Origin of the sequence: Pseudomonas sp. BN102 (assembly GCF_029871245.1) — a bacterium.
Classification (GTDB): Bacteria; Pseudomonadota; Gammaproteobacteria; order Pseudomonadales; family Pseudomonadaceae; genus Metapseudomonas.
Genome location: NZ_SSON01000063.1, coordinates 75010 through 91734, shown reverse-complemented (window position 1 = coordinate 91734; position 16725 = coordinate 75010). Strand labels below are relative to the sequence as shown.

General features: G+C 64.4%; 19 protein-coding genes. 3 read left to right on the top strand and 16 right to left on the bottom strand.

Features of this window, described 5'->3' with window-relative positions; all coding sequences use genetic code 11:
• Window positions 1-23 precede the first annotated feature (23 nt).
• From E8F12_RS12870 to sdhC, 5 genes are all read right to left on the bottom strand, one after another.
• The gene (locus tag E8F12_RS12870; protein ID WP_280325637.1) at window positions 24-2855 is read right to left on the bottom strand and encodes a 2-oxoglutarate dehydrogenase E1 component; all 2832 of its coding nucleotides are present in this window, start codon (window positions 2853-2855) and stop codon (window positions 24-26) included.
• A gap of 238 nt (window positions 2856-3093) precedes the next feature.
• Window positions 3094-3816 carry a succinate dehydrogenase iron-sulfur subunit gene (locus tag E8F12_RS12865; protein ID WP_280325636.1) on the bottom strand — a complete coding sequence of 241 codons (723 nt, stop codon included), beginning with the start codon at window positions 3814-3816 and terminating at the stop codon, window positions 3094-3096.
• A gap of 11 nt (window positions 3817-3827) precedes the next feature.
• Window positions 3828-5600: a succinate dehydrogenase flavoprotein subunit gene (gene sdhA, locus E8F12_RS12860; protein ID WP_280325635.1), complete on the bottom strand. Its 1773-nt coding sequence runs from the start codon at window positions 5598-5600 to the stop codon at window positions 3828-3830.
• A gap of 3 nt (window positions 5601-5603) precedes the next feature.
• Window positions 5604-5972 carry a succinate dehydrogenase, hydrophobic membrane anchor protein gene (gene sdhD / locus E8F12_RS12855; protein WP_271411849.1) on the bottom strand — a complete coding sequence of 123 codons (369 nt, stop codon included), beginning with the start codon at window positions 5970-5972 and terminating at the stop codon, window positions 5604-5606.
• Window positions 5966-6340, bottom strand: a complete 375-nt coding sequence (sdhC, locus tag E8F12_RS12850; protein WP_280325633.1) for a succinate dehydrogenase, cytochrome b556 subunit — start codon at window positions 6338-6340, stop codon at window positions 5966-5968. Before sdhC ends, sdhD begins: the two co-directional genes overlap by 7 nt.
• Window positions 6341-6702: 362 nt before the next feature.
• Here sdhC and gltA point away from each other — a divergent pair, with 362 nt between their 5' ends.
• A complete protein-coding gene (gltA, locus tag E8F12_RS12845; RefSeq protein WP_280287317.1) occupies window positions 6703-7989 on the top strand; it encodes a citrate synthase in 1287 nt (428 codons plus the stop codon).
• A 57-nt stretch (window positions 7990-8046) separates the two neighbouring features.
• On the opposite strand, the gene E8F12_RS12840 is transcribed toward gltA, so the two are convergent.
• From E8F12_RS12840 to E8F12_RS12825, 4 genes are all read right to left on the bottom strand, one after another.
• Window positions 8047-8649: an START domain-containing protein gene (locus E8F12_RS12840; protein ID WP_280325632.1), complete on the bottom strand. Its 603-nt coding sequence runs from the start codon at window positions 8647-8649 to the stop codon at window positions 8047-8049.
• A 47-nt stretch (window positions 8650-8696) separates the two neighbouring features.
• Window positions 8697-8954, bottom strand: a complete 258-nt coding sequence (locus E8F12_RS12835) for a YkgJ family cysteine cluster protein (protein WP_280325631.1) — start codon at window positions 8952-8954, stop codon at window positions 8697-8699.
• A 47-nt stretch (window positions 8955-9001) separates the two neighbouring features.
• Window positions 9002-9868: a hypothetical protein gene (locus E8F12_RS12830; protein ID WP_280325630.1), complete on the bottom strand. Its 867-nt coding sequence runs from the start codon at window positions 9866-9868 to the stop codon at window positions 9002-9004.
• 103 nt (window positions 9869-9971) lie between these two features.
• Window positions 9972-10844 carry an NAD(P)-dependent oxidoreductase gene (locus E8F12_RS12825; protein WP_280287313.1) on the bottom strand — a complete coding sequence of 291 codons (873 nt, stop codon included), beginning with the start codon at window positions 10842-10844 and terminating at the stop codon, window positions 9972-9974.
• Between the two features lie 114 nt (window positions 10845-10958).
• On the opposite strand from E8F12_RS12825, the gene E8F12_RS12820 reads away from it, so the two are divergent.
• On the top strand, window positions 10959-11501 hold the full coding sequence (locus tag E8F12_RS12820) for an exonuclease domain-containing protein (RefSeq protein ID WP_280325629.1): 543 nt from the start codon (window positions 10959-10961) through the stop codon (window positions 11499-11501).
• Window positions 11502-11579: 78 nt separating this feature from the next.
• Window positions 11580-11861, top strand: a complete 282-nt coding sequence (locus E8F12_RS12815) for a pyrimidine/purine nucleoside phosphorylase (protein WP_280325628.1) — start codon at window positions 11580-11582, stop codon at window positions 11859-11861.
• A 248-nt stretch (window positions 11862-12109) separates the two neighbouring features.
• Here E8F12_RS12815 and murB read toward each other — a convergent pair whose 3' ends face one another.
• The 7 genes from murB to E8F12_RS12780 are packed head-to-tail and all read right to left on the bottom strand — an operon-like array spanning window position 12110 to window position 16653.
• The gene (gene murB / locus E8F12_RS12810) at window positions 12110-13129 is read right to left on the bottom strand and encodes a UDP-N-acetylmuramate dehydrogenase (RefSeq protein ID WP_280325627.1); all 1020 of its coding nucleotides are present in this window, start codon (window positions 13127-13129) and stop codon (window positions 12110-12112) included.
• Entirely contained in the window at window positions 13126-13590 is a 465-nt protein-coding gene (locus E8F12_RS12805; RefSeq protein WP_280325626.1) for a low molecular weight protein-tyrosine-phosphatase, read from the bottom strand. The genes murB and E8F12_RS12805 overlap by 4 nt, the downstream gene beginning before the upstream one ends.
• On the bottom strand, window positions 13590-14354 hold the full coding sequence (gene kdsB / locus E8F12_RS12800) for a 3-deoxy-manno-octulosonate cytidylyltransferase (protein ID WP_280325625.1): 765 nt from the start codon (window positions 14352-14354) through the stop codon (window positions 13590-13592). Before kdsB ends, E8F12_RS12805 begins: the two co-directional genes overlap by 1 nt.
• Window positions 14351-14536 carry a Trm112 family protein gene (locus E8F12_RS12795; protein ID WP_077525327.1) on the bottom strand — a complete coding sequence of 62 codons (186 nt, stop codon included), beginning with the start codon at window positions 14534-14536 and terminating at the stop codon, window positions 14351-14353. The genes kdsB and E8F12_RS12795 overlap by 4 nt, the downstream gene beginning before the upstream one ends.
• A gap of 40 nt (window positions 14537-14576) precedes the next feature.
• On the bottom strand, window positions 14577-15578 hold the full coding sequence (gene lpxK, locus E8F12_RS12790; RefSeq protein ID WP_280325623.1) for a tetraacyldisaccharide 4'-kinase: 1002 nt from the start codon (window positions 15576-15578) through the stop codon (window positions 14577-14579).
• A complete protein-coding gene (locus E8F12_RS12785) occupies window positions 15578-16021 on the bottom strand; it encodes a biopolymer transporter ExbD (RefSeq protein ID WP_280325622.1) in 444 nt (147 codons plus the stop codon). Before E8F12_RS12785 ends, lpxK begins: the two co-directional genes overlap by 1 nt.
• The gene (locus E8F12_RS12780) at window positions 16018-16653 is read right to left on the bottom strand and encodes a MotA/TolQ/ExbB proton channel family protein (RefSeq protein WP_179059993.1); all 636 of its coding nucleotides are present in this window, start codon (window positions 16651-16653) and stop codon (window positions 16018-16020) included. The genes E8F12_RS12785 and E8F12_RS12780 overlap by 4 nt, the downstream gene beginning before the upstream one ends.
• Window positions 16654-16725 lie beyond the last annotated feature (72 nt).

Sequence of the window (16725 nt, the reverse complement as noted above, 5' to 3'; positions counted from 1 at the left end):
TCGGTTTCTTCTGCGCGAAGGCGTTAAACGGTAAAGGCATCTTGCAGCAGTTTTTCCTGCTGCTCGGCGTGCATGGAGGCGTAACCACAGGCCGGGGCCGCCGAACCTTCACGACCGGCGTACTCGAGGAACAGACCCTTCTTGTGGGCCGCCGCGACACGACGCATGTGGTGCTGGCTGCAGTACCAGGCACCCTGGTTCATCGGCTCTTCCTGGCACCAGACGATGTGTTTGAGGTTCTTGTACGGGGCAAGCGCCTCAGCCAGGTCGTCCTCGGGGAACGGATACAGCTGCTCGATACGCAGGATGGCGATGTCTTCGCGGCCTTCGGCACGACGCTTCTCCAGCAGGTCGTAGTAGACCTTGCCGCTGCACAGGACCAGGCGATCGACCTTCTTCGGATCGATCTGGTCGATCTCGCCGATGACGGTCTGGAAGGAGCCTTCGGCCAGGTCTTCCAGGGTCGAGATGGCCAGCTTGTGGCGCAGCAGCGACTTCGGCGTCAGGGCCACCATCGGTTTGCGCAGCGGACGGATCACCTGGCGGCGCAGCATGTGGTAGACCTGGGCCGGCGTGGTCGGCACGCAAACCTGAATGTTGTGCTCGGCGCACAGTTGCAGGTAACGCTCCAGGCGCGCGGAGGAGTGCTCCGGGCCCTGCCCTTCGTAGCCGTGCGGCAGCAGCATGGTCAGGCCGCAGAGACGCCCCCACTTGTGCTCGCCACTGGTGATGAACTGATCGACCACCACCTGGGCGCCGTTGGCGAAGTCACCGAACTGGGCCTCCCAGATCACCAGCGCATTCGGCATGGTGGTGGAATAACCGTATTCAAAGGCCAGTACGGCCTCTTCCGACAGGTAGGAGTCGTACAGGTCGAAATTCGGCTGGTCGGCGAACAGGTGCTGCAGCGGCAGGTAGGTGCCGGCGTCCTTCTGGTTGTGCAGTGCCGCATGGCGGTGCGAGAAGGTGCCGCGACCGACGTCCTGGCCGGTGATGCGCACCGGGTGGCCTTCGAACAGCAGGGTCGCGTAGGCCATGGTCTCGGCATAACCCCAGTTGATCGGCAGCGCACCGGCGCCCATCTTCTGGCGGTCTTCGAGGATCTTGGCGACCTGGCGCTGAACCACGAAGCCTTCCGGGATCTCCAGCAGCTTGGCGGAGAGTTCCTGCAGGGTCTTCAGCTCGAAGCTGGTGTCGTGACGCGCGGTCCAGGCGTGGCCCAGATAGGGGCGCCAGTCGACGAAGAGCTCCTTGTTGGGCTCCTTGACCAGGCTCTTGACCACGTGCTGGCCGTTGTCCAGCGCGGTGCGGTAATCGTCGATCTTGGCCTGGACCTTGGCGCTTTCGAGGGCGCCGGTCTGGATCAGGGCGTCGGCGTATAGCTCGCGGGTGGTGCGCTGCTTGGCGATCTGCTGGTACATCAGCGGCTGAGTGCCGCTCGGCTCGTCGGCCTCGTTGTGGCCGCGACGGCGGTAGCAGACCAGGTCGATGACCACGTCACGCTTGAACTGCATGCGGTAATCGACGGCCAGCTGGGTGACGAAGAGCACGGCTTCCGGATCGTCGCCGTTCACGTGCAGGATCGGCGCCTGGATCATTTTGGCGACGTCGGTGCAGTACTCGGTGGAGCGCGAGTCTTCCGGACGGCTTGTGGTGAAGCCCACCTGGTTGTTGATCACCAGATGAATGGTGCCGCCCGTCTTGTAGCCACGGGTCTGCGACATCTGGAAGGTTTCCATGACCACGCCTTGGCCGGCGAAAGCTGCGTCGCCGTGGATGGAGATCGGCAGTACCTTGTCGCCGGTCTTGTCCAGGCGGCGGTCCTGACGGGCGCGCACGGAACCTTCGACCACCGGGGAAACGATTTCCAGGTGGGACGGGTTGAACGCCAGCGCCAGGTGCACTTCGCCACCCGGGGTCATGACGTTGGAGGAGAAGCCCTGGTGGTACTTCACGTCACCGGAGGACAGGCCCTCGGTCTTCTTGCCTTCGAACTCGTCGAACAGGTCGCGCGGGTTCTTGCCGAAGGTGTTGACCAGGACGTTCAGACGGCCGCGGTGGGCCATGCCGATGACGATTTCCTTGAGGCCGTAGGAGCCGGAGCGCTGGATGATCTCGTCCAGCAGCGGAATCAGGCTCTCGCCGCCTTCCAGGCCGAAACGCTTGGTGCCGGGGTACTTGGTGCCCAGGTACTTTTCCAGGCCTTCGGCAGCGGTCAGGCGCTCGAGCAGGTGGCTCTGCACTTCCGGGGAGAACGCCGGACGGCCGCGCACGCTTTCCAGGCGCTGCTGGAACCACTTGCGCTGCTCGGAATCGACGATGTGGGTGAACTCGGCGCCAATGGTGCGGCAATACGTCTCGTTGAGGGTCTGCTGAATCTCGCGCAGAGTAGCCTCTTCCTTGCCGATGTAGAGTTCACCCGTGCGGAAGGTGGTATCGAGGTCGGCGTCGGTCAGTCCGTAGTGACGGATCGACAGATCGGCCGGAGCCGGACGCTGCCACAGACCAAGCGGATCGAGCTTGGAAGCCTGGTGGCCGCGCATGCGGAATGCCTGGATCATGCGCAGGACTTCAACCTGCTTCTTCTCATGCTCACTGCTTACAGCGCCAGCGGACACCGGCTGGGCGCGGCGCTGGTTCTTGGCGAGCAGAACGAAATGATCACGGATGGTGGAGTGCGAAACGTCGGTGGCAAGATTGCCGTCGGTCGGCAGCTTCTGGAAGTAGGTGCGCCACTCTTCGGGCACAGCGTTGGGATCGTGCAGGTAGAGCTCATAGAGCTCTTCCACATATGCAGCGTTGCCACCGGATAGGTGGGCGCTGTTCCACATGCGCTGCATTTCGCTTTCTTGCATGCTTTGTCACCCTCGATAAGGGGACGCCATCGGCGTGGACGCCACAGGGCTTCAAAGTCCTGGCACAGCGACTGAAGCCACCAAGGATCCCGCAGATAGTCCGGGCACCAGCCCGGTTGCCCCTGCTGGTCATCTATATATTTTTCAAATAAGGAACACGACTTTGTGAGCTGCGTTCCTGGTTTACTGCGGCACCGACAAAGCCGGCGCCGCAGGTGTTACGGGTACAGCAATCGAATCAGGTACCGCTCTGCAGCAGCATGTTGCGTACGTGGCCGATCGCCCTGGTCGGGTTCAGACCCTTGGGGCAGACGCTCACGCAGTTCATGATGCTGCGGCAACGGAACACGCTGAACGGGTCGTCCAGCGCGGCCAGCCGCTCTTCGGTCTTGGTGTCACGGCTGTCGGCCAGGAAACGGTAGGCCTGCAGCAGCGCGGCGGGACCGAGGAACTTGTCCGGGTTCCACCAGAAGGACGGGCAGGAGGTCGAGCAGCAGGCGCACAGGATGCACTCGTACAGACCGTCCAGCTTCTCGCGCTCTTCCGGGGACTGCAGACGCTCGATGGCCGGAGCCGGCGTGTCGTTCTGCAGGAAGGGTTTCACCTTCTCGTACTGCTTGTAGAAGATGCTCATATCAACGACCAGGTCACGGATGACCGGCAGGCCCGGCAGCGGGCGAATCACCAGCTTGCCACCCTTCAGGCCGGCGGCGGACAGCGGAGTGATGCACGCCAGGCCGTTCTTGCCGTTGATGTTCATACCATCGGAACCGCACACGCCTTCACGGCAGGAGCGACGGTAGGAGAAGCCCTCGTCCTGTTCCTTGATCAGCGCCAGCACGTCGAGGACCATCACGTCCTTGCCGCCGGTGTCGACCTGGAAATCCTGCATGAACGGAGCGCTGTCCTGGTCCGGGTTGTAGCGATAGACGCTGACAGTGAGAGTTTTGGCTTGCGACATATCGGCCACCCTTAATAAGTACGTACTTTGGGTTCGAACGCCGGAACGGTCTTCGGCGCGAAGTTGACGGCGCGCTTGGTAACGCGCTTCTCACCCGGGAAGTACAGGGTGTGGCACAGCCAGTTCTCGTCGTCGCGGTCTTCGAAGTCTTCGCGGGCGTGGGCGCCACGGGATTCCTTGCGAACTTCCGCGGCGATCGCGGTGGCCTCGGCCACTTCCAGCAGGTTCTGCAGCTCCAGCGCTTCGATGCGCGCGGTGTTGAAGGCCTGGGACTTGTCGGCGATCTTCACCTGGGCGATGCGCTCGCGCAGATCGGCCAGCTGGGCGATACCCTTCTGCATGTATTCGCCGGTACGGAATACACCGAAGTAGTTCTGCATGCACTGCTGCAGCTCTTTACGCAGCGGCGCCACGTCTTCGCCGCTCTTGCGCTCGTTTACACCGGACAGGCGCTTGAGGGACAGCTCCAGGTCGGTATCGGACGCAGCACGCTGGTCGATGCCTTCCTTGAGGGCCTTTTCCAGGTGCAGGCCGGCGGCGCGACCGAATACCACCAGGTCGAGCAGCGAGTTGCCGCCCAGGCGGTTGGCACCGTGGACCGATACGCAAGCCACTTCGCCCACGGCGAACAGGCCTTCGACGATCTTGTCGTTGCCGTTGGCGTCCTGGGTGATGGCCTGGCCATGAATGTTGGTGGCAACGCCGCCCATCATGTAGTGGCAGGTCGGGATGACCGGGATCGGCGCGACGACCGGGTCGACGTGCGCGAAGGTCTTGGACAGCTCGCAGATGCCGGGCAGGCGGCTGTGCAGCACTTCCTCGCCGAGGTGATCGAGCTTCAGCAGTACGTGGTCCTTGTCCGGGCCCACGCCGTTGCCGGCGATGACTTCCTTGACCATGGAACGGGCGACCACATCGCGGCCGGCCAGGTCCTTGGCGTTCGGTGCGTAACGCTCCATGAAGCGCTCGCCATGGGCGTTGATCAGGTAACCACCCTCACCACGGCAACCCTCGGTGACCAGCACACCGGCGCCGGCGATGCCGGTCGGGTGGAACTGCCACATCTCGATGTCCTGGACCGGTACGCCGGCACGCAGGGCCATGCCGACGCCGTCGCCGGTGTTGATCAGGGCGTTGGTGGTGGAGGCATAGATGCGGCCCGCACCGCCGGTGGCCAGGACCACGGCCTTGGAGCGGATGTAGACGGTTTCGCCGGTCTCGATGCAGATGGCGATGATGCCGACGATGGCGCCATCCTGGTTCTTCACCAGATCGACCGCGTACCACTCGTTGAGGAACGAGGTGCCGCTCTTCAGGTTGGCCTGGTACAGGGTGTGCAGCAGGGCGTGACCGGTACGGTCAGCCGCGGCGCAGGTACGGGCGGCCTGGCCACCCTTGCCGAAGTCCTTGGACTGGCCACCGAACGGACGCTGGTAGATGCGGCCCTGCTCGGTACGGGAGAACGGCAGACCCATGTGCTCGAGCTCGAACACGGCTTCCGGACCCACGGAGCACATGTATTCGATGGCATCCTGGTCACCGATGTAGTCGGAGCCCTTGACGGTGTCGTACATGTGCCAGCGCCAATCGTCGTTCGGGTCGGCCGAAGCGATGGCGCAAGTGATGCCGCCCTGGGCGGAAACGGTATGGGAACGGGTCGGGAAGACCTTGGTCACCACAGCGGTCTTGTGGCCGCCCTGGGCCAGTTGCAGCGCGGCGCGCATGCCGGCGCCGCCGCCACCTACGATGATGGCGTCGAAAGAAAGAGTACGAATGCTAGACATGGATCACACACCCCAGAGAATCTGCACGCCCCAGACGAAGAACGCGAACATCGCAATGCCGCATACCGCCTGGAACAGGAAACGCACGACAGTCGCCGACTTGCCCAGCGCCATGGGCGTCAGGTAGTCGGTGGAGATGGTCCACATGCCGACCCAGGCGTGAACGCTCAGGGCAACCAGGGCCAGCAGGCTGAAGATACGCATCGCGGTGTGGGAGAACAGACCGTGCCACTCGGCATAGGTCAGACCCGGATTGAACAGCAGGTAGCCCAGCAGGAAAAGGAAATAAGCCGCGAGAACGACCGCAGAAACGCGCTGGGCCATCCAGTCATAGAGACCCGAACGCGAGAAGTTCGTGACGTTGGTTACCATATCCACACCCCCAGCAGCACGATCAGCACCGCAGAAACTACGATGACGATTTTCGAGCCCAGCTTGCCGCCCTCGAGCGTCTCGCCGACGCCCGCATCCATTACCAGGTGGCGCACACCGGCGACCAGATGGTAAAGCAGCGCGGACAGGAGGCCCCAAACCACCAGCTTGGCCAGCGGACTGGTCAGGTACGCCTTAACCTGCTCGAAGCCTTCCTCTGAGCTCAGCGACTTGTCGAGTGCGAACAGCAGCACGGCAATGCCGAAAAAGAGGATGACGCCGGAGATACGGTGCAGGATGGACGTGTAAGCAGTGACGGGGAGTTGGATGGTCCTGAGATCTAGGTTTACAGGTCGTTGGCTATTCACGGCTTTTTTTTCACACTGAGGCCCCTAACAAACAGGGCAAGTTGTCGGGAAGTGCACTGATCAGGTACCCCTCACCAAAGGGAGTGCCGACCTCCAGAATACGGGCCCAAGGCCCCTGGCGATCGGGCGCTGAGTATAGACAGTTAGCTGACTAATGACAATGCGGACCCCTGCCCCTAAGGGTGGATTGCGCTACCTATATAAAAGGCGTAAATGGCCCCCCTTTTTCCGCCGAAAACCCCACGCAAACCCCGCTGGCACATGGGTTTCTTCAAATTGACTTTCGAATTTATAGCTCTATAGTGTCCCGGGCCCTGCGTGGGGGGCTGTCTGATGATTTCAAGCATAACTAGGAGGCCGCTATGGCTGACAAAAAAGCGCAGTTGATCATCGAGGGCGCAGCCCCCGTAGAGCTGCCCGTTCTGTCCGGAACCATGGGACCCGATGTAGTCGATGTGCGGGGCCTGACCTCCACGGGCTGCTTCACCTTTGATCCTGGCTTTATGTCGACCGCCTCTTGCGAGTCGAAGATCACCTACATCGACGGCGACAAGGGCGTACTGCTGCACCGCGGCTACCCGATCGAGCAACTGGCAGAGAAATCCGACTACCTGGAAACCTGCTATCTGCTGCTGAACGGCGAGCTGCCGAACGCTGAAGAGAAGGCCAAGTTCGTTGGCACCATCAAGAACCACACCATGGTTCACGAGCAGCTGAAGAGCTTCTTCAACGGCTTCCGTCGCGACGCCCACCCCATGGCGATCATGTGCGGCGTGGTCGGCGCTCTCTCTGCCTTCTACCACGACTCCCTGGACATCAATAACCCGCAGCACCGCGAAGTCTCGGCGATGCGCCTGGTCGCCAAGATGCCGACCATTGCGGCGATGGCCTACAAGTACTCCATGGGCCAGCCCATGATGTACCCGCGTAACGACCTGAACTACGCGGAAAACTTCCTGCACATGATGTTCAACACCCCGGCCGAGATCAAACCGATCAGCCCGGTGCTGGCCAAGGCAATGGATCGCATCTTCATCCTGCATGCCGACCATGAGCAGAACGCCTCCACCTCCACCGTGCGTCTGGCCGGTTCTTCGGGCGCCAACCCCTTCGCCTGTATCGCGGCCGGTATCGCTGCCCTCTGGGGCCCGGCTCACGGCGGCGCCAACGAAGCCGTGCTGAGCATGCTGGACGAGATCGGCGACGTATCGAACATCGACAAGTTCATCGCCAAGGCGAAGGACAAGAACGATCCGTTCAAGCTGATGGGCTTCGGCCACCGCGTGTACAAGAACTTCGACCCGCGCGCCAAGGTCATGAAGCAGACCTGCGACGAGGTTCTGGCCGAGCTGGGTATCAACGACCCGCAGCTGGAACTGGCCATGAAGCTCGATGAGATCGCGCGCAGCGATCCGTACTTCAAGGAGCGCAACCTCTACCCGAACGTCGACTTCTACTCGGGGATCATCCTCAAGGCAATCGGCATTCCGACCAGCATGTTCACCGTGATCTTCGCCCTGGCGCGCACCGTCGGCTGGATCTCGCACTGGAAAGAAATGCTCTCCAGCCCGTACAAGATCGGCCGTCCGCGCCAGCTGTACACCGGCTACGAGCAGCGTGACTTCGTGTCGCTGGAAAACCGCGACTGAAGCCGGTTGCAAAACGAAAAAGGCTGCCGATGGCAGCCTTTTTTATTTCCACTCGGTCTAGCGCTTCTCCGCGCGTGCGCGCATGGCCTTCAGAGTATTGAAGGGCGCGTCGACGACGAAGCTGTTCGCCAGCCACGACGGCACGCTGCCGCCCGGCTCGGTGTGCACCTGGTAGGTCACTTCCACCTCCCCTGCCCCCTTCGGCACCAGCTTCCAGAGCCCGTCCACCTCGGTGACCCGCACATAGCCCTCGGCCTCGGGCAGGTAGTCCGGTACCCCTTCGAGAATCCGCGTCACGCTGCCGTCCGCGCCCAACTGCGAGGTGACGTGCAGCACCGAATCCCGCGGCGTCACCGGCCAGGGCGTATTGAAACGGGTGTAGGTCCAACTCTGCGGCCCCTCGCTCTTGATCAGCTTCTGCTCCTTGCATTCGTGGATCCACACGCACGAACCCGCGACATCCTCCTGCAGCGCGCGTAGCGTGGCGATATCGGCCTTGATGGTGGTGATGCCGCGATAGGCCTTGTACTGGGAACCCGGCACCTCGCTCAGGTACACCCTGATGCCGTCTTCGTCCTTGGCCAGCTTCCACTCCTCGGCACGGGCGGCGGTCACCGCCAACAGACCCAGGGCGCAAAGCGCCACGACCTTGGTTCTCATGATCTCTCCTTGTTCAGCCAGGACCAGCCAAGGGGCTGGACAATGTGTTAGGCCACCGAGGTCGCCTGCTCCAGCCAGCCGAGCAGCCGTATCGCCTCCTCCCGGCTGTCGCCACAGACCTCGGGATCGGCGTCGAAGGCACCACAAACCGCCGGCCGACGCGGGTCACCGAACAGCAGGCAGAGGTTTTCAGCGGACAGGTGCAGGCATCGCTCCCCCGCAGCCTTGCCAGTCGGCATGCCGGGTATGGGGGAGCTTATGGATGGCGCTATGCAGCAGGCACCGCAGCCGGCGCGGCAGAGCATGGTGATGGACCTCGAACGATAGGGGCAGGGCAATGGAAAGGCGCATTTTACTTGGGCCCGGGCGCCGTTGGCAGAGTCCCGACCACTGAAGCCTGGCGCGCCAGCAGCACATCCTGGCTGTCGCCATTGTAGATGCGCGCCATTAACCGCCCCTCGTGGACCTCCAGCCCCACACGCTGCCCATCCCGCAGGTCGAACACCTGATAGGCGGCGGACTGGCTGTAGAAGGCGCGCAAACGGGAGGTGAAGTAGAAGCCGAGGGTCGCTCCGCCGCTCCCGCCGCCCTCCTCCACCGCGGCCGACTGCTGACTGCCGGCCCCGGCAATGGCAAGGCGGCGGCCGGACAGGTCGTAGGTGCCGGACCGCTCGCCAAAGCCGAAGAAATGCTCATCCGGATCCCGATGCCAGGCCAGGTAGAGGCGATTCAGCCGCGGTTCGCCCAGCGTGACGGAAAGCACCAGACCCCGCTCGCCATCGTCCTGCAGGGCCAGCGCATAGCTGCTCAGGCTGCCGTCGGCGCAGCGCAGGTGGCCCTTGAGCAGCAGCTGTAAACCGAGCCGCTCGAAGGCTTCCAGGCTCTGCTCGCGACAGAGCAGCTCGCGCCGGTCGCGCAACTCCCCCGCGCGCCAGCGACTGCCACCCTCGGCACGACCGACGCCCGCCGCCAGGAAGCCGCCCGTCGCGCCCCAAAGTGCTTTCTCCGGACGTCCCTGAGGATGCACGCGGAACCCCTGCCCGAGCCAGGACAGCCGGTAACGCCCGAAGTCGAAATCGCGCGCCACCGCGAAGGCCGGCGGCAGGTGCAGTTCCGCGATCACCGGCCTCAGGTGCCTGGCCTCCATGGTGCGCAGGGCCGCAACCAGCACCCCGAGCAGCACCAGAGCCGCGAAACCCAACCCACGCCAGACCGCCATGGCTCGCCCCTTTCCTTGAGAATCAGCCCCCGACCAGGCTTGTGCACCGCTCAGCACAGAGCCCCTCGTTCATGCCGGGGGTCGCCTGTTTCACCTTCCGGAGCTAGCCGGGTCTTTTCAGTCGGGCGATGAGGCTGGAAGTATCCCAGCGCCCGCCACCCATCGCCTGGACCTCGGCATAGAACTGATCCACCAGCGCCGTCACCGGCAACTGCGCGCCGTTGCGCGCTGCCTCGTCCAGGACGATGGACAGGTCCTTGCGCATCCAGTCCACGGCGAAGCCGAAATCGAAGGCGCCCTCCAGCATGGTCTGATGGCGATGCTCCTGCTGCCAGGACTGCGCGGCGCCCTTGCTGATCACCTCCATCGCCGCTGTGGCGTCGAGCCCAGCGCACTGGGCGAAATGCAGGGCTTCGGCGAGCCCCTGCAACAGCCCGCCCACGCAGATCTGGTTGACCATCTTGGTCAGCTGGCCGCTGCCCACCGGACCCATCCGGCGGACCATCTTGGCGTAGCTTTCGATCACCGGCGCCGCGCGGTCGTAGAAGGCCTGCTCGCCACCCACCATCACCGACAGCATGCCCGCCTCGGCCCCCGCCTGGCCGCCGGAAACCGGCGCATCGAGAAAGCCCAGTTCGCGCTCGGCGGCTAGGACCGCCATTTCCCGCGCCACATCCGCCGATGCCGTGGTGTGATCCACGAGCACCGCGCCGGGCGCCATGCCGGCGAAGGCGCCATCCGCGCCCAGGAGTACCGCGCGCAGGTCGTCGTCGTTGCCGACGCAGACCATCACGAACTCCGCCCCCTCTGCCGCCTCGCGCGGCGTGGCGAAGGCATCCCCGGCGAACTCGTCGCTCCACAGCTCGGCCTTGGCCGGAGAGCGGTTGTAGACCCGCACCGAATGACCTTCGCAGGCCAGGTGCCCAGCCATGTGGAAGCCCATCACCCCCAACCCGATGAACGCTACTTCAGCCATTGTTGTTCTCCTTCGTCGACTTGCCGGAAAGCCTAACACGCAGTTTGCCGACCCGCGAAAGCGCCACCATACTCGCTCCAGGCCGGCCAACCGTCCGCCCCCAAGGAGACCCGCATGCCGCACTGGCTGGTGATAGACCTGGAAGCCACTACCGAAGAAGGTGGCTGGCCTCTGGAAGAAATGGAGATTATCGAGATCGGCGCCACCCTGGTTCGCGCCGACGGCCATGAGGTGGACCATTTCCAGCGCTTCGTGCGGCCTTTGCGGCGCCCCTGTCTGACCGGTTTCTGCCGCCAGCTCACCCATATCAACCAGGCTGACGTGGATGGCGCGGCGAACCTGCCCCAGGTCTGGCCGGCCTTTGAACGCTGGCTCGGCCACCACGGGCCGCGCCTGGCGGGCTGGGCGAGCTGGGGCGACTACGACCGCCGCCAACTGGAGCAGGAATGGCACCTGCACGGCCTGGACAGCCTGCTGGCCGCGGTGCCCCACCTCAACCTCAAGCAGCGCTTCGCCGAAGTGCGCCAGCTCAAGCGCGCCGTTGGCCTGCATGCAGCGCTGCAACTGGCCGGCCTGAGCTTCCAGGGTCAGCAGCACCGCGCCCTGGAGGACGCGCGCAACACCGCTCGCCTGCTGCCCTTGGTGCTGCCGGCCTGAACCCTTGGCAACTAGTGACGCTGACACCCGCCTTGGGCATACTGTCGGGCCCTTTCAGACCCCATCCAGGAGCCCAGCATGTTCAAGGTCAACGAATACTTTGACGGCACCGTCAAATCCATCGCCTTCGCAATGAACGAAGGCCCGGCCACCATCGGCGTGATGGCCGCCGGTGAGTACGAGTTCGGCACCAGCCAGCTGGAAGTGATGCACGTCATCGCCGGCGCCCTGACCGTGAAGCTGCCGGGCAGCGATAGCTGGGAAACCTTCGCCGCCGGCAGCAAGTTCACTGTTCCGGCCAACAGCAAGTTCCAGCTGAAAGTGGCCCAGGATACCGCTTACCTCTGCGAATACCGCTGAGTCTCGGCAGCCCTGAAGAAGCCCCGCGATGCGGGGCTTTTTTTGTGGGAAAGGGGCGAACTGCTTTTCAGTAGGGGCGAATTCATTCGCCAAGCAGGCCGAAGGTCTGCCATCGGGAGACTGCAGGGGGCAGCTTCGCCGCCCTTGGCGAATGAATTCGCCCCTACAACGAAGGCCCCGCCCCCAACCGGCCACCATCAAAAAAACCGGCCATCAGGCCGGCTCTTTCGTCCCCTGTCGAATCCCGATCAAATCAGATTCGGCTCCATCTCCAGTTCCACCCCGAACTTCGCCACGATATCCGCACGAATGCGCTGGGCGAGCGCATGGAGCTGGTTACCGGTGGCGGCGCCGTAGTTCACCAGCACCAAGGCCTGCAGCCGATGCACGCCGGCATCGCCGTCACGGAAGCCTTTCCAGCCGGCGCGCTCGATCAGCCAACCGGCGGCCAGCTTCACCAGGCCATCGCCCTGGGGATAGGCCACCAGGTCGGGATGTTGGGACTTGAGCCGCTCCGCCAGCCCAGCGCTGACCAGGGGGTTCTTGAAGAAGCTGCCGGCATTGCCCAGCTCCATGGGATCCGGCAGCTTCTCGCTGCGAATGGCGCAGACGGCGCGACTGACATCCTTGGCAGTAGGTGCGGCAGTCCCTTCGGCTTCCAGGCGTTGGCGCACCGGGCCGTAGTCCAGGTGCAGTTGCGGCGCGCGGCTGAGGTTGAAACGCACGCGCAGGATCAGCCAGCGGCCCGGCTCGCGCTTGAACAGGCTATCGCGGTAGGCGAACTGGCAGTCGGCCAGGCCGAATTCCCGTAGCTCGCCGGTTTCGCGGTCCAGCGCGGTGAGCCCGCCAAACACATCCTTCAGTTCGACGCCGTAGGCGCCGATGTTCTGCATCGGCGCGGCACCGACGGTGCCGGGAATCAGACTGAGGTTTTCCAGACCGCCCAGCCCCTGCTCCAGGCTCCAGAGCACCAAGGGATGCCAGGGCTCTCCCGCCTCGGCTTCCAGCAGCACATCCACCCCATCATCGCTGAGCATGCGGATACCGCGGCTGGCCATGCGCAGCACCAGGGCATCGACATCACGGGTCAGCAGCAAGTTGCTGCCGCCACCAATGGGCAGCAGCGGCAGACCACGCTCGACAGCCAGGACCAGGGCCTCTCGCACCTGGTCGTCGTTGCCGGCTTCGGCGAACAGCCGCGCCTTCACGTCGACGCCGAAGGTGTTGTAGGGCTTGAGGGAAAGGTTCTCGTGCAGGACCAGGCTCACAGGCGCCCCTTTATTTCCAGGATCAGCGAGTCACAGGCCTGCTCCACCAGGTCGAGCACCGCCTCGAAGCCTTCCTCGCCGCCGTAATAGGGATCGGGGACCTCGTCCAGCGCCAACTGGTAACGGCGCAGGAAGAGATCCAGCTCAGCGCCGGCGCCGGCGGGCCGCAGACCACGCAGGTTGGCCAGGTTGTTTTCGTCCATCGCCAGGATCAGGTCGAAACGGCCGAAATCCTCGGCGGCCACCTGGCGCGCGCGCAGCTGCGAAAGGTCATATCCGCGACGCTGGGCAGCCACGCGGGTCCGGGCATCCGGCGCCTTGCCCACATGCCAGTCGCCGGTGCCGGCCGAGTCCACCTGCACCGCTGCGGCCAGGCCCGCTTCACGCAGTTTGTGCAGCAGCACGCCTTCGGCGGTGGGCGAACGGCAGATATTGCCAAGGCAAACGAAGAGAACGCGCATCAGGCCCCCAGCAGGCGCCGGACGCGCTCCAGGTCTTCCGGGGTATCGACACCGGCGGGCGGGGCGTCCTGGGCGTCGGCCACATGGATTCTTACGCCGTGCCAGAGCGCACGCAGCTGCTCCAGACACTCGGTGTTCTCCAGCCAGCAAGGCCCCCAGGCGACGAAGTCATGGAGGAAGCCGGCGCGATAGGCATAGATACCGATGTGACGGCGATAGGGCACGTCGGCGGGCAGTTGGTCGCGGCTGGCGGCGAAGGCGTCGCGGGCCCAGGGCAAGGGCGCGCGACTGAAGGTCAGGGCCAGGCCATCGAGGTCGGCGGCCACCTTGACCACATTGGGATTGAACAGCGCCTGGACGTCCCGGATCGGCTCGGCCAGGGTGGCAATGCCGGCTTCCGGATGGGCCGCCAGATTGGCCGCCACCTGGTCGATGATGGCCGGCGGGATCAGCGGCTCGTCGCCCTGCACGTTGACCACAATGGCATCGGCGGGCAGGCCCAACTGGCCGGCCACTTCGGCCAGGCGGTCGGTGCCGGAGTTGTGGTCGACACGGGTCAGCAGCACCTCGGCGCCGAAGGCCAGGCAAGCTTCGACTATGCGCGCATCGTCGGTTGCTACCACCACTCGCTGGGCGGTGCTGCGCCGCGCCTGTTCCCAGACGTGCTGGATCATCGGCTTGCCGGCGATGTCCTGCAGCGGCTTGCCCGGCAGGCGGGTGGACGCGTAGCGGGCGGGGATGACGACGGTAAAGGCCTGGGTCATTTGTCCAGCCGCTCGTCGACGTTGAGCGTGCGGGCCTCACCTTCCAGCATCACCGGGATGCCATCACGCACCGGGAAAGCCAGGGCATCGGCCTTGCAGATGAGTTCGCTCTTGTCGTCGGCCAGCTTCAGCGGGCCCTTGCACAGGGGGCAGGCGAGGATATCGAGGAGTTTCGGGTCCATGGGGCAATCCTTGAGGCGGCAGCCCGAGGGCTACCTGTAGTTAGAAGCGGTCCGGCAGCAGGCGGGCCAATTGCCCGTCGAACCAGGCGACGAATGCCGTCGAGGGGGCGGCATCGACCGCCAGGTACCACCAGTCGGCGGCGGCGAAGGCCCGGCACTTCACCGCATCCTTCTCGGTCATCAGCACTGGCAGCGGAGGCGCGAAATCCAGGGCGGCGGGGCTGTAGACAGCGTGATCGGCGAAGGCGTGCGGAATCGGCCGCCAGTTTAGCGCCTCCAGGGTCCTGAAGAAACGCCGGGGATTGCCGATCCCAGCGACCGCATGGACGGCCTGCCCGGGGGCGAAGTGATCCAGGCCGACGCGCTCGCCGCTGCGCAGATTGACCAACTCGGCTGGGTGCAATTGAAATGAGAAACCCTCGGCGGAATCGGCCTCGGCACCATTGCGCAGCACCGCATCCACCGACTCCAGTCGCTCCGGCGGCTCACGCAGCGGCCCGGCCGGCAGGCAGCGGCCATTGCCCAGGCCACGGGCAGCGTCGATCAGCACCAGTTCCAGGTCGCGGCCCATGCGGTAGTGCTGCAGGCCGTCGTCGCTGAGGACCAGGTCCAGCTCTTCCTGCTCGAGCAGGGCCTGCACCGCGCGGGAGCGATCCGGGTCAATCACCAACGGCACGCCACTGCGCCGCACGATAAGCAAGGGTTCGTCACCGGCCAGCTTGGCGCCCTGCTCGGCACGCACCCGCCAGGGCAGTTGCGGCGGCTTGGCGCCATAGCCGCGGCTGACCACGCCGACGCGCAGCCCGCGGGCCCGGCAGTGTTCGATCAGCCAGAGGATCATGGGCGTCTTGCCGGTGCCGCCGACGGTGATATTACCGACCACTATCAGCGGCACCGGCGGCCGGTAACCGCCCTGCCCCGCCAGGAAGGTGGCGCGCTTGCGTTGCGCCACCCGGCGATAGAGCCATTCCAATGGCCGAAGCAGGCCAAGGGCCGGATGGCCCTGGTACCAGGCATCCAGCAGACGGTCGGAGAGCGCCATCAGGGCTTGGCCGCGTCGTTCTCTATGGTGGTCATGCGCAGGTGGCTGAAGCCCAGCTTGCCGGCGGCATCCATTGCGGTTACCACCGACTGGTGCGTAGTGCGGGCATCGGCAGTGATGACCAGCGGCAGGCTGTTGTCACCCTCGGATTCGCGGCCCAGGGCGGCGATCAGGGTGGCCAGGTCGCTATTGACCAGGTTCTGGCCGTTGAGCGCGTACTGGCCATCGGCGGCGATGCTCAGCTCCAGGGTCTTCAGTTCGGTTTCCTGGGGCGGCGTGCCGCTGACGGCTTCAGGCAGCTCGATCTTCAGTTGGCTGGGCTTGCTGAAGGTAGTGGTCACCACGAAGAACAGCAGCAACACGAAGATCACATCGATCAACGAAGTCAGGTTGAGGAACACCTCTTCGCGGGCGACATTGCCCGCCCGGCGGCGGAACTTCACGCTTTGGCTTCCTCTGCGAAGTCGACTTCGCGGTCACCTTGGACCACTTCCACCAGCTTGATCGCCTCCTGCTCCATGGCCACCACCAGTTCGTCTACGCGGCGCAGCAGGTAGCGATGGAAGAAGACCGCCGGGATAGCGACTATCAGGCCCGCGGCGGTGGTCACCAGGGCCTTGGCGATACCGCCGGCCAGCACCGGGGCATTGGCCATGCCGTTTTCCATGAAGCCGCCGAAGATATCGATCATGCCGAACACCGTGCCCAGCAGACCCAGCAGCGGCGCCATGGCGGCGATGGTACCCAGGGCGTTGAGGTAGCGCTCCAGTTCATGGATGACCCGGCTGGCCGCCTCTTCGATGCACTCCTTCATGATCTCGCGACCATGCTTGGAGTTGGCCAGGCCGGCGGCCAGGACTTCGCCCAGAGGCGAGGAAGCGCGCAGCTCCTTGAGCTTCTGGCCGTTTAGTTGCTTGTCCTTGATCTGGCGCCAGACCTGGCCCAGCAGGTGCGGCGGCGAAACCCGGCTGATGCGCAGCGTCCACAGCCGTTCGGCAACGATCGCGGTGGCGGCGATGGAACACAGAATGATCGGCAGCATCATCCAGCCACCGGCTTTGACCAACTCCCACACGGTAGGAAATCCCCTTCGGAAAAGTGGCGCCACTCTAGCATAGGGTCGTGCCCGCGCCGACCGCCGCCGTTC

Bases quoted from the DNA above. Each gene is read 5' to 3' on its own strand.
- E8F12_RS12795 (WP_077525327.1), bottom strand. From the start codon at position 14,536: ATGGACCCGAAACTCCTCGATATCCTCGCCTGCCCCCTGTGCAAGGGC.
- E8F12_RS12805 (WP_280325626.1), bottom strand. From the start codon at position 13,590: ATGCGCGTTCTCTTCGTTTGCCTTGGCAATATCTGCCGTTCGCCCACC.
- E8F12_RS12865 (WP_280325636.1), bottom strand. From the start codon at position 3,816: ATGTCGCAAGCCAAAACTCTCACTGTCAGCGTCTATCGCTACAACCCG.
- E8F12_RS12835 (WP_280325631.1), bottom strand. From the start codon at position 8,954: ATGCTCTGCCGCGCCGGCTGCGGTGCCTGCTGCATAGCGCCATCCATA.
- lpxK (WP_280325623.1), bottom strand. From the start codon at position 15,578: ATGGCGCTCTCCGACCGTCTGCTGGATGCCTGGTACCAGGGCCATCCG.
- gltA (WP_280287317.1), top strand. From the start codon at position 6,703: ATGGCTGACAAAAAAGCGCAGTTGATCATCGAGGGCGCAGCCCCCGTA.
- E8F12_RS12825 (WP_280287313.1), bottom strand. From the start codon at position 10,844: ATGGCTGAAGTAGCGTTCATCGGGTTGGGGGTGATGGGCTTCCACATG.
- E8F12_RS12815 (WP_280325628.1), top strand. From the start codon at position 11,580: ATGTTCAAGGTCAACGAATACTTTGACGGCACCGTCAAATCCATCGCC.
- E8F12_RS12840 (WP_280325632.1), bottom strand. From the start codon at position 8,649: ATGAGAACCAAGGTCGTGGCGCTTTGCGCCCTGGGTCTGTTGGCGGTG.
- E8F12_RS12820 (WP_280325629.1), top strand. From the start codon at position 10,959: ATGCCGCACTGGCTGGTGATAGACCTGGAAGCCACTACCGAAGAAGGT.
- sdhD (WP_271411849.1), bottom strand. From the start codon at position 5,972: ATGGTAACCAACGTCACGAACTTCTCGCGTTCGGGTCTCTATGACTGG.
- E8F12_RS12870 (WP_280325637.1), bottom strand. From the start codon at position 2,855: ATGCAAGAAAGCGAAATGCAGCGCATGTGGAACAGCGCCCACCTATCC.
- E8F12_RS12830 (WP_280325630.1), bottom strand. From the start codon at position 9,868: ATGGCGGTCTGGCGTGGGTTGGGTTTCGCGGCTCTGGTGCTGCTCGGG.
- sdhA (WP_280325635.1), bottom strand. From the start codon at position 5,600: ATGTCTAGCATTCGTACTCTTTCTTTCGACGCCATCATCGTAGGTGGC.
- kdsB (WP_280325625.1), bottom strand. From the start codon at position 14,354: ATGACCCAGGCCTTTACCGTCGTCATCCCCGCCCGCTACGCGTCCACC.